At 41.3% G+C, this 26,652-nt stretch carries 18 protein-coding genes and 1 tRNA gene; 5 read left to right on the forward strand and 14 right to left on the reverse strand.

Annotation, left to right across the window (positions count from 1 at the left end):
- Position 1 precedes the first annotated feature (1 nt).
- Positions 2-1,675, reverse strand: a complete 1,674-nt coding sequence (lysS, locus tag P0106_RS00465) for a lysine--tRNA ligase (protein WP_473730304.1) — start codon at positions 1,673-1,675, stop codon at positions 2-4.
- Between the two features lie 448 nt (positions 1,676-2,123).
- On the opposite strand from lysS, the gene P0106_RS00470 reads away from it, so the two are divergent.
- From P0106_RS00470 to P0106_RS00480, 3 genes are all read left to right on the forward strand, one after another.
- Positions 2,124-2,197: transfer RNA gene (locus P0106_RS00470), tRNA-Pro, on the forward strand.
- 111 nt (positions 2,198-2,308) lie between these two features.
- Positions 2,309-4,369 (forward strand): DUF4037 domain-containing protein, encoded by a 2,061-nt coding sequence (locus P0106_RS00475; RefSeq protein WP_285067406.1) that lies wholly within the window; start codon positions 2,309-2,311, stop codon positions 4,367-4,369.
- Positions 4,369-5,001, forward strand: a complete 633-nt coding sequence (locus tag P0106_RS00480; protein ID WP_182835758.1) for a DUF4125 family protein — start codon at positions 4,369-4,371, stop codon at positions 4,999-5,001. The genes P0106_RS00475 and P0106_RS00480 overlap by 1 nt, the downstream gene beginning before the upstream one ends.
- Positions 5,002-5,397: 396 nt before the next feature.
- Here the strand turns inward: P0106_RS00480 and P0106_RS00485 are convergent, their stop codons facing one another.
- The 8 genes from P0106_RS00485 to hflX form a co-directional block, all read right to left on the reverse strand.
- Positions 5,398-6,027: a nucleotidyl transferase AbiEii/AbiGii toxin family protein gene (locus tag P0106_RS00485; protein WP_473730305.1), complete on the reverse strand. Its 630-nt coding sequence runs from the start codon at positions 6,025-6,027 to the stop codon at positions 5,398-5,400.
- Positions 6,020-6,646: a type IV toxin-antitoxin system AbiEi family antitoxin domain-containing protein gene (locus P0106_RS00490; protein ID WP_473730306.1), complete on the reverse strand. Its 627-nt coding sequence runs from the start codon at positions 6,644-6,646 to the stop codon at positions 6,020-6,022. Before P0106_RS00490 ends, P0106_RS00485 begins: the two co-directional genes overlap by 8 nt.
- A 290-nt stretch (positions 6,647-6,936) precedes the next feature.
- Positions 6,937-7,599 carry an HAD family hydrolase gene (locus tag P0106_RS00495; RefSeq protein ID WP_473730307.1) on the reverse strand — a complete coding sequence of 221 codons (663 nt, stop codon included), beginning with the start codon at positions 7,597-7,599 and terminating at the stop codon, positions 6,937-6,939.
- 13 nt (positions 7,600-7,612) lie between these two features.
- Positions 7,613-8,053, reverse strand: a complete 441-nt coding sequence (locus tag P0106_RS00500) for a metal-sulfur cluster assembly factor (RefSeq protein ID WP_473730308.1) — start codon at positions 8,051-8,053, stop codon at positions 7,613-7,615.
- Positions 8,054-8,106: 53 nt separating this feature from the next.
- Positions 8,107-8,754, reverse strand: coding sequence for a Fe-S cluster assembly sulfur transfer protein SufU (gene sufU, locus P0106_RS00505; protein WP_019261425.1), 648 nt, complete (start codon positions 8,752-8,754; stop codon positions 8,107-8,109).
- A 66-nt stretch (positions 8,755-8,820) separates the two neighbouring features.
- Positions 8,821-10,167, reverse strand: coding sequence for a SufS family cysteine desulfurase (locus P0106_RS00510; protein WP_116437206.1), 1,347 nt, complete (start codon positions 10,165-10,167; stop codon positions 8,821-8,823).
- A gap of 158 nt (positions 10,168-10,325) precedes the next feature.
- A complete protein-coding gene (locus tag P0106_RS00515; RefSeq protein WP_004112440.1) occupies positions 10,326-11,288 on the reverse strand; it encodes an L-lactate dehydrogenase in 963 nt (320 codons plus the stop codon).
- A 133-nt stretch (positions 11,289-11,421) separates the two neighbouring features.
- Positions 11,422-12,891 (reverse strand): GTPase HflX, encoded by a 1,470-nt coding sequence (gene hflX / locus P0106_RS00520; protein ID WP_013399502.1) that lies wholly within the window; start codon positions 12,889-12,891, stop codon positions 11,422-11,424.
- Between the two features lie 169 nt (positions 12,892-13,060).
- Here hflX and P0106_RS00525 point away from each other — a divergent pair, with 169 nt between their 5' ends.
- On the forward strand, positions 13,061-13,762 hold the full coding sequence (locus P0106_RS00525; RefSeq protein ID WP_004116812.1) for a class I SAM-dependent methyltransferase: 702 nt from the start codon (positions 13,061-13,063) through the stop codon (positions 13,760-13,762).
- 28 nt (positions 13,763-13,790) lie between these two features.
- Complete coding sequence (gene hrpA, locus P0106_RS00530) at positions 13,791-17,858, forward strand: ATP-dependent RNA helicase HrpA (protein ID WP_473730309.1); 4,068 nt, start codon at positions 13,791-13,793, stop codon at positions 17,856-17,858.
- 100 nt (positions 17,859-17,958) lie between these two features.
- Here hrpA and P0106_RS00535 read toward each other — a convergent pair whose 3' ends face one another.
- The 5 genes from P0106_RS00535 to dnaE all read right to left on the reverse strand — a co-directional run bounded on the left by P0106_RS00535 (position 17,959) and on the right by dnaE (position 26,628).
- The gene (locus P0106_RS00535) at positions 17,959-19,362 is read right to left on the reverse strand and encodes an MFS transporter (protein ID WP_004112416.1); all 1,404 of its coding nucleotides are present in this window, start codon (positions 19,360-19,362) and stop codon (positions 17,959-17,961) included.
- Between the two features lie 110 nt (positions 19,363-19,472).
- Complete coding sequence (locus tag P0106_RS00540; protein WP_004112414.1) at positions 19,473-20,429, reverse strand: nucleoside hydrolase; 957 nt, start codon at positions 20,427-20,429, stop codon at positions 19,473-19,475.
- Between the two features lie 399 nt (positions 20,430-20,828).
- On the reverse strand, positions 20,829-22,166 hold the full coding sequence (glnA, locus tag P0106_RS00545) for a type I glutamate--ammonia ligase (protein ID WP_004112411.1): 1,338 nt from the start codon (positions 22,164-22,166) through the stop codon (positions 20,829-20,831).
- Between the two features lie 153 nt (positions 22,167-22,319).
- Positions 22,320-23,015 (reverse strand): hypothetical protein, encoded by a 696-nt coding sequence (locus tag P0106_RS00550; RefSeq protein WP_174142749.1) that lies wholly within the window; start codon positions 23,013-23,015, stop codon positions 22,320-22,322.
- A gap of 61 nt (positions 23,016-23,076) precedes the next feature.
- On the reverse strand, positions 23,077-26,628 hold the full coding sequence (gene dnaE, locus P0106_RS00555; RefSeq protein WP_004115626.1) for a DNA polymerase III subunit alpha: 3,552 nt from the start codon (positions 26,626-26,628) through the stop codon (positions 23,077-23,079).
- Positions 26,629-26,652: the final 24 nt, after the last annotated feature.

A 26,652-nucleotide genomic window follows, 5' to 3' on the forward strand; every position in this document is an offset into this window, starting at 1 on the left:
ATTAGCGAAGAGGCTTAACGAGTGGGAACGTAATCGTCTCGCGAATAGTTGCGCCCGTAAGCGCAATCAGCAAGCGATCAATACCCATTCCCATGCCGCCAGCAGGAGGCATACCGACGCCGAGAGCCTCAATAAAGTCCTCGTCAATATCCATTGCCTCAACATCGCCAGCCAAAGCATCCTTAGCTTGAGCAACAAAGCGCTCGCGCTGCACAACAGGATCGTTAAGCTCGGAGTAGCCGGTTGCAAGCTCAAAGCCACGCACATACAAATCCCACTTTTCAACCATTCCTGGCTTAGTACGGTGACCCTTAACAAGCGGGCTGGTTTCCACTGGGAAGTCGCGCACAAACGTTGGCTCATAAAGCTTATCCTCGTAGAAGTGCTCCCACAAGTGCTCAACCAACTTGCCGTGATTCTCCACTTCGTCACGCTCAACGCCAAGCTTGTCTGCAATCGCACCCAAATGCTCAACAGAAGTTTCCGGCGTAATCTCCTCGCCCAAAGCCTCAGAAAGCGAGCCGTACATGGTAATCTGCTTCCACTCGCCGCCAAAATCGTACTCTTCGCCGTTAAGCAAAGTCACCTTAGTGGAGCCGAAAGCGTCGACAGTAGCCTTTTGGATCAGCTCTTTAGTAAGAGCTCCAATCGTATCGTAAGTGCCATAAGCTTGGTAAGCTTCGAGCATTGTAAACTCTGGAGCGTGAGTTGCGTCTACGCCTTCGTTTCTAAAATCACGGTTGATTTCAAACACGCGGTCAATGCCACCAACCAAGCAGCGCTTCAAGAAAAGCTCTGGCGCAATACGCAAATAAAGATCAATGTCGAAAGCATTCATGTGAGTTGTGAACGGACGAGCAGCAGCACCGCCGTGAACCGTTTGCAACATTGGTGTTTCAACTTCCAAGAAGTCGTGGCTGTCGAAAGTGCGACGAAGAGAAGCCACGGCATGCGAACGCCTGCGAACCATATCGCGAATCTTCTCGTCCGCAATCATGCCAATATAAGGCTTACGCGTACGAGTATCGTCGCTTAATTCCTTATGCAAAGCCGGAAGTGGCTGCAAAGCCTTAGCTGCAATCGCCCACTCGGTTGCGAATACGGAAAGCTCGCCAGTTTTAGAAGAAATCACGCGACCGCGAACGTACAAATGGTCGCCCAAATCAACCATCTGCTTGAAGCTCTTAATGGATTCTTCGCCAATTTCCTTCTTGGAAACCATCGCCTGAATCGTAGTGCCGTCACCGGCAGCAAGCTTAACGAAGCACAAGCCGCCAGCGTTACGCAAGAAAAGCACGCGCCCTGCAATACCAACCTCGGTATCAGTTTCTTCGCCAGCTTCCAGCTTGCCATCGAAATCAGCACGCACCTTTTCGATTGTGTCAGTAACGTTAAGATGCACTGGGTATGGCTGCACACCCTCCTTAAGCATCATCGCACGCTTAGCAACACGCATCTGCACCTGCTCTGGGTGCGCAAGCGGACCAAACTCTTTATTGCTTGGATCAATTGCTTCGTCAAGAGTAGCACCATCATTTACGCGCTTAGCAATAGCCTCATCTTGAGCGAGAAGCATCTCAGCATGCTCAACGGTGTCAATTTCATTGGCGTTATCTGTTACGTCATTTTCTGCGGCGTTTTGTGCGGCAGACATTGCAGTATTCGTGTCAGTCATAAACGCCAATTGTAGCTACTAGGGAATACAGATAAGCGAGTCGCAAATGCATTTTATTGTGTTACTAGATCGATTACGCTAATCATTTTTGCAACAAATATACATTTTTATAGAAATATTTATATTTTTCTGTTTTCGAGAGAAAAATACATTTACAGTAAAACTTTTTATTATTTTATTAAGATATACAAAATTATTTACGAAAAGTTACATCATTTTGCAAATATTGCTGAGACCATGCAGCCGTAAAAGAATACAAGTGAATTTCTAATAAAATTTCAAAAGAATTTATTTGACAACGACACACACTGTTAATTTGTAGCAAGTTCACGCTAATATAACCACGTTGTCGGAGTGTTGCATGAGCGATTACAACATGTAGTTGCATCATGTATTCGTAAGATGAGTTCACGATGAGCAATCTCTATTGAGTTCGCACAATCGACATCGGGCTGTAGCGCAGTTTGGTAGCGCGCTTCGTTCGGGACGAAGAGGCCGCGGGTTCAAATCCCACCAGCCCGACTTTTGTTTTTGCACAATCGCGCATGTTGCAGCACTCTTATAAACGCATAATTCTGTATGATTGAGTAGTGAGCAAAACGGAATTTAATCGCAAAAAGCAAGGTGGCTTAAATGATAAAAGCAGATCAATTATATAAAGAGCTTGACAATATGTTTGCAAGCCACGCAAACGCGCAAGAAATTGAAAAATACCTGCTAAATGCGCTAAACAAATCGCAAGAAGAAGCACTTAAAGAAACACAAAATAAAGAATCTAAAGAAAAAGCAAATTGCGCGTACGATAAATCACAAGAAGCAAACGCTCAAGCATTGCGGCTATCTGTGTTAAACGAGTTGATGGGATTTTATAGATCTCGAGGAGAATACGCAAAAAACAAGTCAATCATTGATAACGCGCTAAAACTTTCAGATAAAATGCAGCTAGCAGGCAGTGAAGCTGGCACAACAACACTTATAAACGCTGCTACTAGCCTTCGCGCAGCTGGCGATTACGATCGCGCAGAAGAAATATATTCTCAAGCGCTTAAAGAATCATCGAAAACGCTAAAACCAAACGATAGAAAACTCGCTGCCCTTCACAACAATCTTTCAATGCTTTACAGCGAAACAGGCAAAATTAAAGAAGCAATAGATCAGCTTGAAAAAGCATTGGACATATTGCAAAAATCGAGTGTCAATCCTTCAACAGACATAGATATAGCAGCAACTCACACCAATATTGCGCTTGCGATTTTGCAAGAGTGCTCGCAGCCTAACGCAAGCACTAACAGCAAATCTGCAACTCTTAACTCTGCTCTTGAACACGCACAAATGAGTTTAAAAATATACAAAAATGGAAATAACCAAAATCAACCGCATTATGCATCTGCTTTAGCTGGATATGCGCAAGTTCAATACGCACGAAAAGAGTATTCCGACGCTGTAAAAGCGTACAGTGAAGCTCTAGATTTAATAGCACAATGTTACGGAAAAGATAGCGAGTCATATGCTATAACGTTGGAGAATCTGCAGCAAGCACAGGATGCAGCAGAAAAATTTACGGAGACAAACGCGGCGGATGCGATTCAATACGATTCGGAAAAGTCGCCAGCAACCGATGAGTCGCATCCAGAGTCAAATAAAATTATAAAAACAGAAGATAATCCAAAAATCAAAAACGGCATGCAGCTTGCAAAATTATATTGGCAAACTTACGGAAAGCCGTTACTTGATCAGCCAAAATTTGCGAAATACAAAAACCGCATAGCTGCAGGATTAGTTGGCCACGGATCGGAATGCTACGGATTTGACGACGAGATTTCTCGCGACCACGATTTTGGACCAGGATTCTGCTTATGGCTTACCGATGAAGACTATGCGGAAATTGGCGAGGATTTGCAAGCAGCTTACAACGATTTGCCACAAGAATTCTATGGTTTTGGATCTCGCAAAGAAACTCCACGCGCTAAATCATGCGAAAGCAGCAAGCGAGTCGGAGTATTTAGTACAGCTAGGTTTTTTGAAAACATAACAGGATTTGCTACCGCCCCAAATCAAAACGAGCCGCATCTGTGGCTTTCGCTAAGCGAGCCAACACTGGCGGCAGCTACGAACGGTCAAATTTTTGCAGACCCACTTGGAGAATTTAGCAAAACGCGTCAAAGTTTTAAACTCATGCCAGACGATGTGCGAATCTCACTAATATCCAGAAGACTCGGCATGATGGCTCAAGCAGGTCAATACAATGTTCCACGAATGCTAGCGCGAAAAGACGGAGCTGCAGCATGGCTTTCTATAAACGAGTTTGTGAGAGCAACCACGTCAATCGTATTTTTGCTAAATAACCCAATAAGCGCAGGATATTTGCCATATTATAAGTGGCAATTTGCAGCTTTACGCAAGCTCAGCGCGCGAATGGCGTCTAGGCTTTCAAACGTGTGTAATCAACTTGAATCGCTTATGCGACTAAGTTCCGCAGCATGCTTTGGTGGAAGCGGATTTGGCGAATGCGGAAAAGGAAGCAGTGAAGCCGAATCTAAAATAAACGAAATCATTCAAAATGTGTGCAACGAAGTCGTGGAAGAGCTTAAATATCAAGGCTTGAGCAATTGCAATGAAACATTTTTAGAATGGCAACGCCCGTATGTTGAAGCACATATTAATTCGCGCGCAACGTGCTTAAGGAGCTTATGATGTGCGATTCATTATCAAATCCAAAAACGCAAAATCTTGCAGAAGAAATTACAAAACTAGAATGGCAGCAATTCCAGCTTACGCAAAACGAAGGCGGACGCGCGAATTGCCAGGAAGATTGGCAAACTTTCCGCATTATGCGCATGAGTCAATTTTTAACTTGGCCTCTGGATTTGCAAGAGTCTTATAAGAAAGATCTTGAGCGCGCTGACAGCAATGGCAGAAATTTGATAACAGAAAAATATGCACGAATGATGGAGTCTACTGCGCCAGAAATTTTTGAGCGCACAATTAAGCCTTATATTAAGCCGATTTTAGAACCCATAAAAAGTGCGCAGGAGCAGATTATTTTAACGCAAGTCGAGTGGGCTGCGGATTTTCGCGAGCGCTACCCGCATTTAGGTCTTGCTATGCGCGTTCTAAGAACAAGCGAAGATACAGAAGAAAATACATCTTTTGAAACGTATTTACGAGGAGAATTAAGCACGTATTCCGCCGAAACTTTTGCTAAATATAAGGCTTTTATAGAAGATTTAACAGCGAAAAATCTAAATCTAACGCAAATGATTATTACAAATACTGTGCGCATGTATGGCTACGATTCACTCGAAGCGGCTGAATACGCACACTAGTTAACTTGCTTATAAAAAACTTGTTTTTGTGCGTTATATTTTAATAAATAGCGCACAAAAACAAGTTACAAAATCAAAGCTAAAAACCTAATCAAGCATAAGATTTATTAGTTTTGAGATAGCGGAAATAACATCTTCAAAATTTACACTTTTCGCGTACTGATGCTTCTTAGCATATCTATTCCATCTATCGATTACAGCACTATCGCATGAGATGCATTCAAGTATTTCACATGCTTTTACTTTTGAAAAATACGTATTTCTATGCTTGCAAGTAAGTGACATAGCAATTTTTAATACACTAAAATCAATACTTTCATTAATTTGATTCACAAACTCACAATCGGCTAAACACGCAATAGCAACTCCACAATTCCCGCTATTAGACGCATTCAGCTAATTCATAATTGCGTAAATATCGTAAAAGTCTTTGCTTCTTGTATTACTCTCCGCCTTGGAAAGAATAGTTTGCAATTTTTCAGCCAATACTGATTCAAGTGGATACATTTGCAAATCTATATCATCTCCAAGAACAGTAGAATATTTTCTCACTTTAACTTCTGGATACATTGGATCTCCAGTAGCTATATCAACCGAAAAAGGAAACCTAATTTTATCTAAATGACCGATTATATGAAAACGATATCCACCATATTCATCTTCAGGTCTAATAGAATCAATAGAATCGTTGTTTTCAAACCACACACCATCATGGTTTTCATCATAAGCTGTAACACTTTTAATAATATTAAATAAATAAGAATCCTCCATTTTTAAACCATTAATCAAAAAATCAATATCTTGGGTTGATCTATTATCAATTCCAAGCACAAAGCTCAGAAGCATTCCGCCTTTCAAGACGAAATTATTTTTATACTCACTTTTTGCAAGCAACTTCAAAAACTCATCAAAGAAATATCTACTTAACAAAGTGTTGTAATCTAAGATAAGTTCTTGCGACTTGTTACGCAAACGCTGCGTAACACTATCTCTAATTGCAATACTTTTATTACTACTGTTATTCATCGAGAATCTCCAAAATATCGTCAACTTGCCGAAGAATACCAAATTTTTTGGCATATTCGCGCAATCTATGTACATTTTTCTTAGGATTTCTCGCATACGCACGCAAAGCCTTACCAAATATCTCTGAATCCTGACGCCTACGATTCCTAACCAAATCGCAGATAGTGCGCTCCATATCATAAACCATCACATAATTACCAATAACCGTACGCACTTGAGTGATACCAATTTTATACCATTCTTTTTTAATTTGATGCACTTCAACATCATTTTTTATGCGCCACGTGTTATATCCCTGACACACCGTAACTTCGTTTATAAACGGCATGCGATCTGTAAGTTTATGCAAATACAAGGCAGTTTGGTAAGAACATATGCAAGCTTTATTACGAAGCTGGAAAAAATAAAGTTCATCATAATTATTTGAATTGCTATCGAAATACACGCCGCGCGCAACTCTTTCCAAATCATTATTTTTGACCATGCTAGTTAGATACCAAGAGTCAATTCCTGCGGAAGAAACTTCTTTTGCCGTGATAATACCGTTATTTTTCTTAACAATTCTTTTAATTTCACTAATATTTGTTCTCTTTTTATCCGACTTTACTTTCACCGTCACATACCAACCTATTAAAGAATTATCATTTTATAGATAATAAACGCTTATAAAAAACTTGCTTTTGTGCTTTATTATTATACAAATAACGCACAATTGCAAGTAAATACAGCTAAAAAGTTGCATATAGGTGATTATTTATGACTGAAAAACGTAAAAAATAACAAATGTTTATAAGTCAAGTATTGACAGTGTTGGCAAACATTGGCAAACATTGGCAAACATTGACAAATTCAGATAACTATTGATAAATATTTACAAATGTTGAGGCAACTACAGTGTGAATAGTTTTATTACAGTGTGAATAGTTTTGTAGATGCACACTCAATTCTTTGTGCAGTTTTTAAACTACGCAAATCCGATTCAACAAAAACAGTAGAAGATGCGCTCAAACCATTTTTGCTCAAAAAATCTCGATAAATCATAATATTCGGCTTGCGCAAATGATATTCATAAGATGCGCTAACGCCATTTATCTCGCCAAGTATTGGGCAAGTTGTGCGCGCGCAATCAATCCACTCTTGTGAAGCATTTCCAAACGCCCAAACGCGCACATCTTTTGCAATTAAATCGCGAGCAACAGCCGCAAAACGCTCTCGCTCCCCTAAAAATCCGTGTAAAAAATTCTCAAAATACAAGCGATAAAGCCAAGTTACGGCAGGACCATGATGCTCACTAAACGATTCAAGCGCACACTCAATGCTCCATCCTGATTCACGCAAAGCCTCGTGAAACTCAAAACCCCATTCTGGCTCATAGCTAAACAGCACCTCGCCAATATAATCTGGGTAATACGATTCCAATGTGCGACGCGCATCCCAATCAACAAGAAGATGCAAGTCAAAAACAACATCTGTTATGCCGTTTTCAATAATTTTTTGCGCGCATAAATCGCAATAATCACAACTATTCTTGCAATCATTGCGATTAGGCGAAACATCTTCTGTGCAAATCATTACAAATCCTAAATTATTCAGTTGGCGAAATTCCTCCGTCATAGGACGACATTCCAGCACCAGCACCAATTCCAGCACCAAAGCTAGCAGGCAAATTGTTCAAATTATAGCCGAGCGCCTCAAGCTGCGCGCGCCCATCTTCCGTAATATTTTCAACACTCCAACGCGGTTTCCAAGTCCAATCAATACGAAATTCATCAACTAATCCAACAAGCGCACTCGCGCACTCGTCTTCAATCAAATCCGTAAGCGGGCAAGCAGGCGTTGTAAGCGTCATCGTAATAATCGCGCGTCCAAGCTCATCAATTTCAATCCCGTAAACTAAACCTAAATCAACTACGTCAATTCCAAGCTCTGGGTCTACAACATCATGCAAAGCATCTTGAATATCTTCCTCAGTTACGCGACCGATGCTATTTACGTTGATCTGAGATTGAGCTTGATTTTCTGCCATAATATTCCTTATTTTTAGTGTTACACTGCGATTTTATAAAGCCACATACGATTTTATAAAGCCTCAATAGCCTTTGCAATACCGTCTTTTAAGCCTTCCCATGCAAGCAATGCGCACTTTATTCGCATTGGATATTTAGAAACGCCTTGAAAAACCATTGCATCTTCCAACTCATCTTCGTCTTGCTCGCTTTTTAATCCCACTCCCCTAGATTCCATAAGCTTGTGGAAAAGCGCGGCTAATCGCAAGGCATCCGCAACAGTTTTTCCCTCAACCAAATCAACCATAATCGAAAGACTCGCTTGCGAAATTGAGCAACCATGACCATCCCACTTAATACTTTTAACAAGCGCATTGCTTGAATTGTCAACGTTCTTAGCGAGTTCCACATGCATCGTAACCTCATCTCCACAAGTTGGGTTAAATTGATGAGATTTTCCTAATGCGTAATTTTTATTAGCTTCTACAGCACAATTTTCATGATGATTTGTAATTGTTATATTAGAATTGTTTTTTAACTCATTGGTTGCTGGCGACTTATCCGAAGCCTCCTCAACTTTCTCTTCCTGCTCTTCTGCTTTAGAAAGACTTTCTGTGTTTGAAAAATGTGTTTTTCCGTGCGGATTTCTAGCAGCATCTAAAATCACTTCTTGATACATGCTTTCTAAGCCACTACCGTCGTCAACACTCATATCAAACATATGCTCTCCTTATTTGTTATTAAACAGTATTTTATTTGAATTCTATTTGAATTTTATTTGACAATACTATGCGCCAAAGTATGCGCGAACATGGGAAACAGCTTCCACAAGCGCGCGAGCTTCTTCGATTGTGTTATAAACTCCAACAGATGCACGATTTGAAGCATACAAGCCAAAATGACGATGAATCGGCTGAGCGCAATGATGTCCAACGCGAATCGCAATTCCTTGCGCATCCAGAAACTGTCCAACGTCATGCGGATGCACGCCTTCGACCTCAAAAGAAACCGTTGCAATACGGTTGCTTAAATCAAGTGGTCCAAGCACGCGAACTCCTGGAACATCCTGTAATTTCAACAATTCTGCAGCAAGTTCCTTCTCATGCTCTGCAACTCGGTTCATGCCCAACGCGCGCAGCCAATCCGCTGCAACTCCTGCAGCAACCATTTGTGCAACTGGCTGAGTTCCTGCCTCAAAACGATAAGGTGCATCCATGTATTGCGCCGGCTTGTTAAGCCACGCAAGCTCCACCATTGAACCGCCAAAATTGGCTGGTGGAAGACTGTTCAAAAGATTGCGGCGTCCATACAAGAACCCAACGCCCGTAGGACCATACATTTTATGCGCGCTAAATGCTGCAAAATCAACATCTAGCGCATGAAAATCAACTGGAATATGCGGAACAGACTGGCATGCGTCAAGAACAAAAATTGCACCAACCTCATGCGCACGCTTACAAATCGGCGAAACATCCGTGATTGCGCCAGTAACATTGCTAATATGCGTAACTGCAACTATTTTCGTGCGCTCGTCAACAATCGTGCTCAAATAATCCGCGTCCGCCCGCACTCGACCATCTTCACTTACATCAATCCATCGAAGCTCCGCGCCAGAGCGAATCGCAAGCTCTTGGAATGGCAATAAAACGGAATGATGGTCTGCGCGAGAAACAACAATATTATCTCCCTCATTAATCACAAAATGCTGGCGCAAAGTTAAGTTATCTTCCGCAAAACCAGTGCGATTTAATCTAGCGTTAATCGTAGCGTTTCCAATAGAAGTGGCAAGAAGATTCAGCGCTCCTGTAGCGCCAGGCGTAACAATAATCTCTTCGTTTCCTTCTTCACTACAAGCACCAACGAGTTTTGCAACTTTTGCACGCGCTTCTTCAAAGGCAACTGTCGAAAGCGCCGCCAGCTCGTGCGCCCCCCTATGCACGCCAGCATTAATAGTCTTATAGAATTCGCTCTCTGCATCGATTACAACCTGCGGCTTTTGAGAAGTAGCTGCGGAATCTAAGTAAATCAAGGGTTTTGAATGTACTTTGCGACTTAAAATTGGAAATTGAGATCTCAAATCTTCAAACTTGTGCATTAACACAGTATCTGTCTCAAGATTTTTATGATTAAACATTCAAAATCCCCTTTTAAGCAAATTTATACAACCTATACAATCAAATTTTATAAATCTTGTTCATAATTTAAAAGTCGCTCCCCCAAAACAAAGATTGAAGGAACGACTTTCAAAATTTAAATTTTAATAATTAGCGTTTTATGAACAGCTAATATCAATTAGAATCCAAACTCTGCAGCAGCCTGACGAAGAGTTTCCGCAGAACGCTTCAAAGCAGCAAGCTCGCGATCCGAAACTGGAGTGTTCAAGCGAGAGTTTACGCCATTACGGTTCAACAAAGTTGGAACGGACATGCAGACGTCTGAGATTCCATGGAAATCGTCAAGAAGAGAAGATACTGGCAAAATGCGGTTAGTATCGCGAAGAACGGCTTCAACAATATCAACACCAGACATAGCGATAGCGTAGTTTGTAGCGCCTTTACCGTTAATAATCTTGTAAGCAGCGTTCTTAACTTCCTGATGAATCTCTTCACGCTTAGCTTCATCCAATGGCTCATGACCTGGAAGAGCATTCCATTCGCACATTGGAACGCCACCGATAGTAGCAGAAGCCCAAAGAGGAACTTCGGAATCGCCATGCTCGCCAGCAATATAAGCGTGAACATTCTTAACATTCACACCAGTTTGCTGCGCAATAAGGAAGCGCAAACGTGCAGAATCAAGGTTTGTACCAGATCCAAACATTTGATTAGCAGGAAGACCAGAAAGCTTCATAGAAACATGCGTAACAACATCCACAGGATTTGTAATAAGCATGTAGATAGCGTTTGGAGCGACCTTTACAACATTAGGAATAATCGACTTCATAATGTTGATGGTTGCACCTGCAAGCTCCAAGCGAGTCTGACCAGGCTTTTGACGAGCACCAGCAGTAATAACAACCATGTCTGCGTCACGGCAGATTTCAACGTCATCTGAGCCATCAATAGAAACGGCTGGATAGAAGCTAGAACCATGCTGCATATCGAGCACTTCCGCTTCAACACGTTCCTTAGCGATATCCTCAAGCACAATTTCACGAGCAACACCGCGCTGAGCTGCAGCAAACGCAAGCGTGGAACCTACTGCACCAGCACCAATAATCGCAAGCTTAGTTGGCTTAACCTGAGAACTCACCATTAGAAAAACCCCTTTTCCACAAACCGAGTCGACCCTTATAACTTATAAATAGAAAAATACAAGGGCTGCTCTCACATTAAGAGCTATATGTGTATAAACAGCTTTTACTTTAATCACACCACCGGAATTTTGTTTAAAGTGCAATTTGCATAAGTTTTGCAGCCAAAGAATCGCCAACAAAAGCATCTAATTCTACGCCAGAATCCTTATATTCCGCGGATTTTACAATACCGTTTTCCCTAACTCTAGATAGCAAAGACCCAGAATAATCGCTATAAGGCAATGTAACTTTAACATGAACATGTGGTGAAGGTAACAAATTTTCTATACGCGTTCTTAAACGGTCAATATTTGTTCCACTTGCAGCAGACACAATTAAAGAATCAGGATACAACGATTGCAAGCGTAAACGCATTGGTTCTTGCATAACATCCGACTTATTAAAAGCAATAATTTGCGCTATATCTTCCACACCGTCAATTTGAGCTAAAACCTCGTTAACTGCCTCAATTTGAGAAACAGGGTCTGGGTGAGAACCGTCAACTACGTGCAAAATTACATCTGCATTACCAACTTCTTCCAAAGTTGATTTAAACGCTTCTACTAGCTGAGTAGGCAGCCTTCTAACGAAGCCAACCGTGTCTACAAGCGTGTACGCGCGACCATCTTTAGTTAAAGATTTTCGAACAGCAGTATCCAAAGTTGCAAAAAGCGCATTTTCTACAAGTTCTTTAGATCCTGTAAGTCTGTTTATAATCGAAGATTTTCCAGCATTTGTATACCCCACTACTGCAACAGTTGGAATATCTTGACGACGCCTAGATCCGCGCTTTGTCTCGCGAGTTGGTGCCATTAGTGCAATGTCGTGACGCAATTTTGAAATTCGATTCCTAATTGCGCGCCTATCCATTTCGATTTTTGTTTCTCCAGGACCTCTAGAGCCTATTCCTGCATCTCCTGCAGCGCGACCACCAGCCTGCCTAGAAAGAGCAGCACCCCAACCTCTAAGTCGCGGAAGCATGTATTGAAGCTGAGCAAGCTCGACTTGTGCCTTTCCTTCCCTACTTGTTGCATGCTGAGCGAAAATGTCTAGAATAACAGCCGTTCTGTCTACAACCTTGACTTTAGTGGCATCTTCCAAAGCTCTTCTTTGGCTTGGTGGAAGATCGTCGTCTACCACAATCGTATCAGCATCATTTTGCGCCACAACCGCTGCAAGTTCACGCGCTTTTCCAGAACCAACATACGTTGCTGCATCTGGTCTGTATCTTTGCTGCAACATGCCGTCGCATACTACTGCGCCAGCTGTTTTAGCAAGCGCCGCCAACTCTCTAAGGGACTCTTCTGCTTGGCTTAAAGTTCCGCGAGCGCTAGACCATACTCCTACTAAAACAACGCGTTCTAGTCTTAGTTTTCTGTATTCTACTTCGGTTACGTCTTGTAATTCTCCAAGACCCGCAACTCGTTTTAAGGCGTTTCTTGATTCGCGCTCTTGCCAAGCTTCATCGTTACTTTCTAGGCTTGATCCAGTGTTTGTGGAATCTAGTAGTACTTCGGAATGTCCTGAAAGAACGTCTTTATGCTCATTTTTATGCTCAGGCATATTATTATCACCACTCGCCAAATTGCTGTTTGCTAAAGTATCTACCAAAACTATGCCCTTTGCTATTTTGCTTTAACTACTAACGCTAAATCCCCTGTTAATACACGATTTACAACGTTTGTTTTATTATTGTGAATCTAGAAGACATAATTTTTAACGCAACACTAAAATGGCTATTAACACTTTTAATAAAACTAAAAAGACGAGCAGCATTAATGCTACTAAAACAAACAAAAATACTAAAGAAGCTAAAACTGGCGGCGAACAGTATTTTTCCGCTAATCCAAACTCTTTAGACTTAAGACGAACTTTGCATGTTGATTTACGCGGTCACGAGGTTAGCGTGCAGGTTTCTAATGGAGTTTTTAGCTCCTCTAAGCTTGATTTAGGCACTGCAGTTCTACTTAAACACGCTCCACAGCCTCCAGAAAATGGGCGATTTTTCGACATCGGTTGCGGCTGGGGTGCTATTAGTTTGGCTTTAGGTTTTGAATCCCCTAATGCGCAAATTTATGCTGTAGATGTTAATGAACGTGCTCTAGATCTTACTGATATTAATGCCAAGAATGCTGGATTAAACAACATTCACACTTATCTTGTAGAAGATGCATTAAAAGAAGATGCGCTAAAAGACATTGATCTTATTTGGTCTAATCCTCCAATCCGCGTTGGAAAAGACGTTTTGCACAATATTTTGATCACCTGGCTTCCTCGCCTAAAAGTTGGTGGAGCTGCTTATTTAGTTGTTCAAAAAAATCTTGGCTCCGATTCCTTAATCACTTGGCTTTCTAAAACTCTTGGGGAAGATTTTAGCGTTGAAAAATACGCAAGCTCTAAGGGATACAGGATTATAGAAGTTTTAAGAAAATAAGATTTAGCAAAATTTAACAGGATTGAATATGAACTTTGACTATCCTAGTGAACTGCCGATTTGTGCTGCACACGACCAGATTATTGAAGCCATTAAAGAGTCGCAGGTTATAATCGTATCTGGTCAAACTGGTTCTGGCAAAACCACTCAAATCCCAAAAATGGCTTTGGAACTTGGCAGAGGTGGTCGCGGAAAGCAAATTGTTCACACACAACCTCGACGACTTGCTGCGCGCACAGTTGCCGAACGAATCGCAAGCGAAATGGGTGTTAAGCTTGGCGAAGAAATCGGCTATCAGGTACGTTTTAACGACGAAAGCTCATCTAAAACAAAGCTTCGGATAGTTACGGATGGTATTCTACTCGCTCAAATTCAACGCGATCCACTTCTTACGCGCTATGACACTATTATCATTGATGAAGCTCACGAGCGTAGCCTAAATATTGATTTTTTGCTTGGATATTTAACAACTCTTTTGCCAAAGCGCAAAGACTTAAAACTTATTATCACTTCTGCAACAATAGATTCTGCAAAATTTAAAGACCATTTTGAGCAAGCGCTGCACATTAAGGTGCCTGTTATAGAGGTTTCGGGGCGAACATACCCCGTGCGCGTACTTTACGAGCCGCTTGGAAGCGCGCCTTCACTTATGAGGCACGTTCCAGGTTTTGCCGATATTGCTATGGATGATGAAAGCGTTGCGCAAAGCCAAAGTCTTTCGGAAAGCGGCGATATTTGCGACGAAGACATTGCTTCTGCTGTAACTCGCGCATGCGCGCAACTTGTGATTCATTCAAACCACACTCAAGGCGCGCGCGATATTATGGTTTTTGCTTCTGGCGAGCGCGATATTCGAGAATTTGAAGCATCGTTGCGTTCTTATTTCGGTGCGCGTGCAAGCGACATGAATCGTAGTGACGCCATTGAGATTGTTCCACTTTTTGCACGTCTTTCTTCTAAAGACCAGCATCGCGTTTTTGAACACCACACACATCAGCGCATTGTAATCGCCACTAATGTTGCAGAAACTTCTCTTACAGTGCCTTCGATTCGCTACGTTGTAGACCCTGGTTTTGCTAGAATTTCTAGATATTCTAAGTCTGCTAAAGTTCAGCGTCTTCCTATAGAACCTATTTCTCAAGCAAGTGCAGATCAGCGCTCTGGTCGTTGTGGGCGAATTGCAGATGGCATTGCTATTCGCTTGTATTCTAGGGAAGATTACGAAACTCGCCCGCGCTTTACCGACCCCGAGATTTTACGCACTTCACTCGGCGCTGTTGTTTTACACATGCTCTCTGTTGGTGTTGCTAAAACTGGCGAAGATATAACGAATTTTGGATTCATTGATCCTCCAGATATTAAGGCTGTAAGCGACGGCTTTAACGAGCTTAGTGAACTTGGTGCAATAAGCAGAAAATCAGGCTTCATCACTTTAACTCATATTGGACGCGAGCTTTCTAAACTACCGATTGATATTCGTTTAGGACGCATGATTATTGAAGCTGCGCGTAAAACCACTCCTAATACTCTTGCTGCTGTGCTGGTAATTGTGGCGTTTTTGAGTTTGCAAGATCCGCGAGAACGTCCGGAAGATAAACGCGATGAATCAGATAGATTACACAATCGTTATGCAGACGAGTTAAGTGACTTTTTAACGGCATTGAATATTTGGGATCGCATATTCCAAGCGGATGGCGAAATAAGCAATAACGCGCTAAGGCGACTTTGCAAAGAGGAATTTTTCCACTTTTTACGCCTAAAACAGTGGAAAGATTTAGTTAATCAGCTTAAAGATTTATGCAAAGAACTTCATTATAATGTTGGCGAAGCATTGCCACTTAAACGCGCACCTTTGCAAATCCGCCAATTACCAAATAATCAGCAAGCTGCTCACAGTCTTTGCTGCACTTGGGATTACCAAGGAATCCACGCTTCTATGCTTTCTGGCTTGCTTTCTATGATTGGCATGCAAGTTATTCGCGAGCCTAAGGCTTCGGATTTTGCAGGTCTTCGCGGAACAGCCAAAATTCGCGCTATTAAGCGCGCTCAAAAAATGGCAAAAAACGATTATCAGGGTGCTAGAAGCACAAGGTTTGCAATCTTTCCAGCTTCATCTGTTTCTAAAACAACTCCTTCTTGGATTATGTGTACGGAATTAGTTGAAACTTCTAGACTTTGGGCAAGGTATTGCGCGCAAATCGACCCTGCTTGGGCAGAGTCTTTAGCTAAGAATCTTACTCGCGTAACATATTCAGATGCTCATTGGAGCGCAAGCAAAGGTGCAGCAATCGCCCAATCGAAGGTGCTTTTGTACGGCTTGCCTATTGTGCAAAATCGCACTGTTCAATGGTCTAAAATCAACCCTTACGAATCTCGAATGTTAATGATTCGTCAAGGCTTAGTCGAAGGAAACGTTCAACAGCGTTTTCCATTCAACGATTTTATCTCCTCAAATATTAACATTTTAAACGATGCCGATAATCAAACAAATCGCACTAGACAGGCAAGCGAAACTGTAAACGACGAGGATTTGTTTACTTTTTACGATAATAAACTTCCTCAAGAAGCTACGACTATTGCAGATTTAGCTAAATGGTGGAAAAATTACAGGCTCCAAGACCCGCATTTTCTTGATTTTAACCCAGATTGTGTTGAGCGCTTGCAATACGCAAATGACACTGATTTGGCAGATTACCCAGATACTTGGCATACGATTGGAACAGACGGTCAGAAAATCAACTTGCATTTAAGCTACATTTATGATCCGCATGATCCTTTAGATGGTGTAACTGTACACGTTCCACTTCATGCGCTTTTGCGACTTAAACCTCAAGAGTTTACTTGGAATGTGCCAGGCTTATTAGACGAGCTTATTATTGGCATGATTAAGTCTCTTCCTAAGACTTTGCGAGTACAATTCGTTCCAGCTCCAGATACTGCTCGTAAAATCCGTGAGTGGATAGATGACAATTATGACTATCTTCCAGGAATAAACGAAAATCCACAAGAAGATTTTATTTGGCAAGATTTTAGCGAAGTCTTTACTAAAGCTGCGATTAGTGTTGTTGGAGCACAAATCCACCCAGAAGTTTTAAGCGATGAACAGTTGCAACGGCTATCTCCTTATTTGCGTATAACTTTTAGCGTTGAGCAAAAGAAAGCTAATCAAAATAAATCAAACAATTCCCATAATCAAAGCAAAAAGCGCATTAAGCCTACTGTTTTAGGAACAGATAAATCGCTAATAAGTCTTCAGCATCGCTTTGCAAAATCAGCTCAAGAGTGTGCATTAAATGTTGTTAATAGCAAAGCGATTAAAGCTGCACAAGCTGGAAATGTTGTTGAGAGAGCAGATTTGTTACACAAGTCTGGTGCAACTAATCTTTCTAGATCTCAAATGGTTTGGCAGGGCGCGCTCAATATGCTTATTTTAGATGATAAACGTATTACATCTAGATGGCTCGGAAGTGAGGCTCTGATACTTGCTTCTGCACCTTATAAGTCTTCTAAAGATTTGGCCCAAGATTTGCAAATGGCAGCTATTAAGCGACTTATACCAGATACACAAAAAATTACTAACGATGTTGAGCTTAAGGAAGCTGTTGGAAATATTGCCGAAGTATACGAAGATACAGTTTATGGTATTGCGCACGATGTGATTGCTATTTTGAAGCGTTTTGCTAAAGTTAGCACTGCTGTTGGCGGCAAAGCCGACTTGCCGATGCTTAGCGTTCTTCAATCGATTAGAGAACACGCAGCCTCACTTGTTTTTCCTGGATTTATTGCAAAAGCAGATTCTAGCGCACTTAGTTCAATAGAACGCTACTTGCATGCTGATTTAATTAGACTTGATAAAGCTAAAACAAATAAGGATAGAGATGTACGATGGGCTTGGCAAGCAGATGAAGCTCATAAGCTTGTGCTAGAAGCTCAAAATAGAGCAGAAAGCTTGCCTGCTGGACCTAATAGAGATGAGGCTCAAGAAAAAGCTCAAAAACTAAAGTGGATGTGCGAAGAATTCTATGTTTCTCTTTGGGCACAAGAACTTGGAACAGCATACCCGATTAGTATTCAGCGTATGAAAAAACTATGTTAGCGTAAAAATGCGCGGCATAAGACTACAAAAAGTGGTCACTATCCACGCAGCCAAAGATGACTGCAAGATAGTGACCACTAATATATTGGGTAAAGATTAATTACTCTTTAACCATAACGCTACGAACTATGTAAACCACCAAACCTATGAAGGCTACAATAGCGCCCATCATAAGCAAGTTTGAGTATCCTGCAGCTAATCCTTGAATATTCGCAAAGGAGAATCCTTTGAACAGATTTCCAGCAAAGAATCCGCTGAAAATAGAAATACCAATAGAAGCTGTAACGTTCATAACCAAATCGTTCATACCGCAGCCACGACCAGACTCTTCAACAGGCAATGCGCTAAGAACAGTAGAAACGATTGGCGAATACATAAGTCCGCACCCAGCGTAGTAAACGCATGCGCACAGTGTTAATGTAAGGAACCCAGAATTGATGAATACAGCAGCACCAACCCATCCAAGAATCATAAGAACAGCAGCTGTAATAATACCAGCTTTACGTCCAATGAAACCGATGATTGTTCCAGAGCAAGTGCCAAACACTGCTGCTACGACGAATGCCCATACAAGGTAAGAAGAAACCTGAGAAGTATCCATCTTGTATAAAGCACCGCCAATTACATTGTAAATTGGAGGCATGCAATAGTTAGTAAAGTAGAAGATGAATATCAAAACAATGCCCGAAAGCCAACGCTTATTCTTAAAGAATGCAGGAGTCACAAACGGGTTCTTTGCCTTCATAATGTATCCAGCGAACACAACAAACAGCACGATGGATCCAAGTAACAATCCCCAAACTTTGTAAGAGAAGAACAAAGTCAACAATGTCACAGCAATACCGAATATGGTAAAGCCGAGTTTATCAATCTTTCCACCAATACCATTCTTAGTCGGTAAGCATTTAACGAGTACTGGCAAGAACAGAATGGTTATCGCAGGAATAAGGAACAAATATTGCCAAGCAATAGAGCTAAGAGCACCAGCAGCAAATACGCCGATAGAAGCAGAAAGCTGATATGCGGCAGTAAAGAGTCCAAAGAAAATAACTTTCAAATCATTGCGCAAATACTTAGTTGCAATAACAAGGAAGGAAGAACCTGCTACCTGTTCACCAGCAGTTTGCATAATGCGAGCAATAATAACAGTCCACAAATTTGGAGTAAAGAAGAAGTTTGCAATAAAACCAAACAAGGAACCAACAAACAGTGTTACAAGACCGATTGTTATAAGTCTGCGAAGAGAAACAAAGTCACCTAGAGAACCGTATATAAAGCACACGATACCTAGAACAATAATTGGCAAGCTTGTAATAAGCGAAGCTTGATCAGGGGCACCAACAGCCTTGCCAATCTGGTCGAATACAAGATTAAATCCCTGCAAACATAATGTTCCAAGAATAAAGGTTATAAGCAACAAAATCAGCGAGTAAATCGCCACTTTGTCGCGGGTTTTTGGATCCTCGTATGGATCTACCGCAGTAGATTTTGCAATTTCAGTCATAATAATCCGATCAATAAATATTTTTAATTTTTACATTTACGCATAAAGCATGTTGTGCAACAAGAAGCGTAGAAGGTCGCAAAATGTTGCGCAACACAAACAATATGATCTCAGCCAGCGATTTTTGCCAAACCAGAAATACGCGTCATAAACTCGTTCAAGAATCGTGGAACGTCTACGCCAACAGCAACTTGCATTGTCTTAACAGGGTCATTCAAGCGCGTAACATCACCGATGGTACGACCGCGAGTTGGACCTTCCACATCAACCTGCATGTTAATTGGAAGCGTTGTAACAAGCGTTGGATCAACTGCAACAGCAACAGCCAAAGGATCATGCAAACCACATCCACCAAGGTGCGGAGCAGTGGTTTCATAAGCTTTGATGTAAAAATCAGTCATATCTGCAAGGAACTTGCCAGCCTTGGTGTTAAGATCACGCCATTGCTTTGTCTCCTTGTAAGTAAGCAAAGTCTGTAAGGTAACATCCAAACCAATCATTGTCACTGGAGCACCAGAACGGAATAAAATATCTGCAGCATCTGGATCTTGGGAAATATTCGCCTCAGTCCAAGCGTTTACGTTTCCATGAATGGTGAGCGCTCCACCCATCAAAACAATCTTTCCGATTTCGTCTTTGATTTCTGGAGCTTTCTTCAATGCAGCAGCAATATTGGTCATTGGACCGGTTGGAACATACACTAAGTCCTTGCCATATTTCTTTACGGAATCAATAATGAAATCAACAGCGGATTCATCTTCTGCTTTGCGAGGAGAATCTGGAATTTCAACATCGCCAATTCCATTGTCACCATGAATAAAAGCAGATATTGGAAGCACTTCAAACGAATCTTTTGTGCTTGCGTGTGAAAGACCTTTATAAACTTTTACTTCTGGATGCCCAAGTAAATCTGTGATTGCAAGCGCGTTACGAACACCTTGCTCCATTAAAACATTACCGTATGTGCCAGTTATGCCAATAAGCTCCATTTCAGGGCTTCCAAGAGCATAAGATATAGCGAGAGTATCGTCAACACCAGTATCAAGATCAAGAATCAGCTTCTTCACTTGAGTTACCTTCCTTCTTATATTTAGGCATGGCTTACAGTCGTTGTAAATCATGGGTGTAATTGAATATCTAACTTGATATTTAAGTATCACCAATTTAAAAATTTTATTATTATAATCTCGAAAAGCAATGGCATATTTAAATAGAAGCAAGAAGACATAATGTTGCTTTAATTGTTAATATTCACGAATTTTGTTATAAAATGTTATAATTTTCAACAAACGTTAATATATATAAACATATGTTTAGATTATGGCTGTGAGCTTCGCCACAAACTAAACATATGAATACAAAAAATTAAAACGCGTGTCAACAATCACAAATAATAACATTTGAAAAATATTCAAAAATATTCAAAAATTTAGATTTGACACGCGCGAAAGCAATGCAAAAGAAAACTAAAGTCTAGGCAAATACTTCTGCAATTCAAAAGGAGTGACCTGACGACGATACTCTTCCCATTCCTGATGCTTATTACGCAAGAAATACTCAAAAGCATGCTCACCAAGTACGCTAGCCACAAAATCAGACTTCTCCATAATCTTCAAAGCCTCATCCAAAGACTCAGGAAGTGGCTGAATGCCCATAGCCTGACGCTCAGCATCCGTAAGCTCCCAAACGTCGTCGCTCGTAGGCTCACATAAAATCATCTGCTTTTCAATACCATCTAAGCCAGCAGCCAACAAAACAGAGTATGCAAGATACGGATTCGCCACAGGGTCGAGCGCGCGAAACTCCATACGGCAAGAATTACCTTTGCCTGGCTTATATTGAGGCACACGCAAAAGCGCAGAACGGTTACTATGACCCCAGCAAACATAGCTAGGAGCCTCAGCTCCACCCCACAAGCGCTTATAAGAGTTCACATACTGATCGGTAACAGCGCAAATTTCCGCAGCATGATGCAAAATACCAGCCGCAAATTGGCGCGCAATAAGCGACATATTAAACTCTTGCCCAGCCTCGTAGAAAGCGTTGGAATCTCCTTCAAACAAGCTTAAATGCGTGTGCATACCAGAACCAGGCTGATCCGTTAAAGGCTTAGGCATAAAGCTCGCATACATTCCGCGCTCAAGAGAAATCTCCTTAACAACAGTGCGGAAAGTCATAATGTTATCTGCAGTAGTAAGAGCGTCTGCATATCTTAAGTCAATCTCGTTTTGACCAGGACCGCCTTCGTGGTGAGAATACTCAACAGAAATACCCATCTGTTCAAGCATGCTCACAGCACTACGACGAAAGTCCATTGCCGAACTTCTTGGAACATGGTCAAAATACCCACCTTCATCAATAGGAACAGGTGCTTTAGACCAATCGTCTTGCGTTTCAAATAAGTAAAACTCAATTTCTGGATGAACGTAAAAAGTAAAGCCTTTTTCTTTAGCTTTTGCGAGCGCAGTCTTAAGAACATGACGAGGGTCTCCAAGAGACGGCTCCCCGTCTGGCGTTAGAACGTCGCAAAACATGCGTGCCGTACCCTCTGGGCCGCCATGCCATGGCAAAAGTTGGAAAGTCGAAGGATCTGGCTTAACAATCATGTCGTCTTCTAAAACGCGAGTCATGCCTTCAATCGCAGACCCATCAAAGCCAATACCCTCTTCAAACGCAGCTTCAAGCTCTGCTGGAGCAATAGCAACCGATTTAAGAGTTCCAAGAACATCCGTGAACCATAGTCTAATAAAACGGACATCACGCTCTTCAACCGTACGCAAAGCGAACTCTTGTTGTCTATCCATATCTACAGTCCAATCAGTATTCAAGTCTTATATTTTTCAACATGTTTTTAGAGCAAAACGCAATGACTATATTATCTCTTATATTTAGTTTTTATTTAGAAATATAGCAATGAATTTACTTACTTTTAATTTAGCGTATTTGCAAGATTAGGCTCACATTTTTTTGCCATATTTATAAAAAATCTCTTTAGCTTGCTCATCACTTAAATCATCCGTATAAGTAACCTCAATCCCAGACTCTTTAAGATCTTCAACTGTCGCATAACAAATCATAAGATCTTCCACACATCTAGCAGACATGGTAAGAACCATGGGAGGAATAGCATCCTGTACTTCTTTTTTATATTCGTAGACTTTTGCATCAATTTTATTAGCTCGATTCACCATTAAAATCGCTGGAATACCGCGAAAATACTCTGTGAATCGTTTAACAGATTTTTCTGGATTATCCTCGTCTAAATCGCATAAAACGGCGACTCCACCGTTCTCGTCACTAAAACATTTAGCTCTAATACCAGCCATTTTACAAAAAGCAGCAAGAAGCTCCCCTGGTTCCATAACAGTTAGAAACAGAGCACACTTGGCTTTTTTACCCAGCAAACCTTCCAAATCTTCTTCAAAGTTTGCTTGCTCAATTTTGTTTACAACATCATCGACAGAATCATGTTTTTGCTCTTCGCTAAATTCTTTTTCAAATCCAAGTAACGCATCTTCAAGCTCTTTATCAGTAAAAGATGTGCGAACTTCTTTCGACTCTTTGGAATTAGAAGAATTATTGGAATTTTTCCCATTATTCGCAAAGTTTTTGTAGCTACTATCTTCACTCAAACCTTCATGATCTGCACACATTTTGTACCCCTAACTTATTAAACAGCTAGTTAACGCCACTTAAAAACACTTTAAGCATAATCTACGCGCTTGGCAAACAATTAGGACCAAACAATATTTTGATCTCTGCAAAAAGTGACGTATCTCGCTTAACTCTAAATCTATCTCCAAACGATAACACTTTTGCGCATCCTCTAGAATCAATCAAAGCAAGATTCATTTCGCAACAACCAGGATGTCTTGTAACAATATTTTCAAGCTCTTTTATACGTGACTTTTCTAATGCTTGCAAAGGAAGAACAATTGTAACAGGCTGAGCATCTTCCGCCTCTAAGCTTGGAACTTCAAACTCAGTTGCTCTTAAAGACACTGTTTCGTCTCGAACCTCTACCTGTCCCCTAATTCTCACAACTTGATCAATCGCAAGTTCTGCAGCAGATGACTCATAGACCTTACCAAAGAACATGCATTGTATTGAACTTTCCATGTCTTCAATAGTTACAATCGCCCAAGCATTACCTTTTTTAGATACTCGCCTGTCTACGCTAGTCACAAGGCCTGCAAGAGTTACCTGCTGATTTTCGCCCATAGTTTTAGCGCGATTTAAAAGCTGAGCAATCGACATTTCCCTAAGACCAGCCAACACAGCAGAAAGACCACTCAAAGGATGATCCGAAACGTAAAGCCCAAGCATTTCTCGCTCAAAGTTTAGCTTCGTTTTTTTATCCCATTCTTCAACATCTGGAATGTTGATTTGAGCATCTCCAAGATCACTATCGGAATCATCAAGATCAGCAAAAAGATCAAACTGACCACCTGCCTGTCTGCGCTTAATAGAAATAACAGAGTCAATTAGTGGTTCACAAATTTCAAAAATAGCTCTTCTACAAGGATTAATTGAATCGAAAGCACCAGATTTAATAAGAGATTCAACAAGTCTACGATTCAAAGCGGCAAAAGATACACGGTTTACAAAATCCTTAAAATCAATAAACTTTCCGCGATCGCTTTCTCTTTCGCTAATAATATCGTTAACGGCTTTATCACCAACATTCCTAACAGCTCCGAGTCCAAAACGAACTACATCTCCAACTGCAGAATATTCAAGAACAGACTCGTTAATATCTGGCTGCAAAACACGAATACCCATGCGTCTAGCTTCACCCAAGTAGAGCGCTGTCTTATCCTTATTCGTGCGCTCGTTTTGAAGCAATGCAGCCATAAACTCCACAGGATAATGCGTTTTCAAATACGCAGTCCAATAAGAAATCAAACCGTATGCGGCTGAATGAGCCTTGTTAAACGCGTAACCAGAAAAAGGAACCAGAACATCCCAAACAGCTTGTGCAGCTTCTTCTGAATAACCATGTTCTTTCATGCCTTTAAAGAACGGGATTTTTTCTTTAGCCAACACTTCTGGCTTCTTTTTACCCATTGCTCGACGCAAAACATCTGCTTTACCAAGACTATACCCAGCTAAAATACGCGCAGCTGACTGCACCTGCTCCTGGTAAACAATCAAACCATATGTTTCGCCAAGAACATCTTTTAGCGGCTCAGCAACTTCAGGATGGATAGGCGTTATCTCTTGCAAACCATTCTTACGCTTGGCGTAGTTAGTGTGAGAATCCATATCCATAGGGCCTGGTCTATAAAGTGCAATCAAAGCCGAAATATCGTTAAAGTTATCTGGCTTAAGTGTGCGCAGAAGAGCGCGCATACCGTCGGAATCAAGCTGGAAGACTCCTAAAGTGTCTCCCCTAGCAAGAAGCTGATATGTTTCCTTATCGTCAAGCGGAATTTTAGTGTAATCAATAGGCTCTTTACCATTATGCTCAACATTTTTAAGCGTATCCCTAATAACTGTTAAGTTGGAAAGACCCAAAAAGTCCATTTTCACTAAGCCCAACGTTTCGCAAGTATGATACTCGAACGTTGTTGTTATTGTTCCATCAGTACGCTCCAAAAGAGGCGAAGTATCAGTAATCGGCTCCGAGCCCATGATTGTTGCGCAAGCATGAACACCAGTTTGGCGAATCAAACCTTCAATACCTTTTGCCTCTTCGGTAATTCGCTTCGTATCTGGATCAGTGTCATACATTTCGCGAAACTCGCGCGCCTCCGCGTATCTCTTTGATTTTTCATCAAAAATATCGTGGAAACTCATATCTTTTCCGTTTTTTGGAGGAGGCAGAATTTTTGTAATTTTTTCTCCAACGGAAAACTCGTAGCCCATTATTCGAGCTGAATCCTTCAATGCTTGCTTTGTTTTAATCGTTCCATAAATCACGCATTGAGCTACTTTATCTCTTCCATATTTTTCACCGACGTATTCCAAAACTTTGGCTCTACCATCTGGGTCAAAGTCAACATCAATATCTGGTAAAGATACTCGCTCTGGGTTTAGGAATCGTTCAAAAATCAGACCATGCTTCATTGGGTCAAGCTCAGTAATTCCCATAGCATACGCAACCATTGCGCCTGCTGCAGAACCACGTCCAGGACCAACCATAACACCATGTGCTTTTGCCCAATTTATGTAGTCCGCAACAACTAGGAAGTATCCGCAGAACTGCATTTGACATATAACACCACACTCGTAGTCTGCTTGTTTTAAGACTTCCATAGGAACATTGTTGTTATATCTACGCTCTAATCCTTCTTCAACTTTTTTAAGGAATAGCGAAGTCTCATCCCAACCTTCAGGGCAATCAAATTGCGGCATAAAAGCGCCATCTTCACCATCGTCGAACATAACGTTACAACGACGGGCAATTTCTAGCGTATTGTCACAAGCCTCTGGAAACTCTTTAAACAATTCACGCATCTGCTCGGCAGATTTTAAATAGTATCCAGAGCCATCAAACTTAAAACGGTCTGGATCATCCAAGCGCGATCCTGAATTAATGCATAGCATTGCATCTTGCGCTTCGCGATCTTCTTCGTGCACGTAATGCAAATCGTTTGTAGCAAGAAGAGGCGCATTAAGACGCTTAGCAATCTCAAGCAAATCTTTAGTAACGCGCGTTTCGATAGAAAGCCCATGATTCATTAATTCTATAAAGAAATTATCGCGCCCAAAAATATCCTGAAACTCGCCTGCAGCGCGTAAAGCCTCATCAAATTGACCTAAACGAAGACGCGTTTGGATAATACCAGATGGGCATCCAGAAGACGCTATAACCCCTTTAGAATACCTTGATAACACATCTTTATCCATTCGAGGGTATCGCATTACGCGACCTTCTAAATTAGCTATAGAAGACGCTTTGAGTAGATTTGTTAAGCCTTCATCATTTTCAGCCCACATTGTCATGTGCGTAATCAAACCGCCGCCAGAAACATCGTCGCTTCTTTGCGCTTCAGTTCCCCAATGCACTCTGCTCTTGTCTTGTCTGGCTGTTTCAGGGGTCACATAAGCTTCGATTCCAATAATCGGCTTAATTCCAGCTTTTACAGCAGTACTCCACATTTCGTATGCACCATGCATATTTCCGTGATCTGTAATAGCCACAGCTGGCATACCTAATTCTTTTGCACGTGCAACTAGGTCTGGTATCTTCGAAGCACCATCCAAAAGCGAATAATGCGTGTGATTATGTAAGTGTACGAAGTTTGTTTCCAACCTAGCCATAGTGGCTATTCTATAGATGCAATA

The sequence above is a fragment of the Gardnerella sp. c11Ua_71 genome, assembly GCF_055818025.1.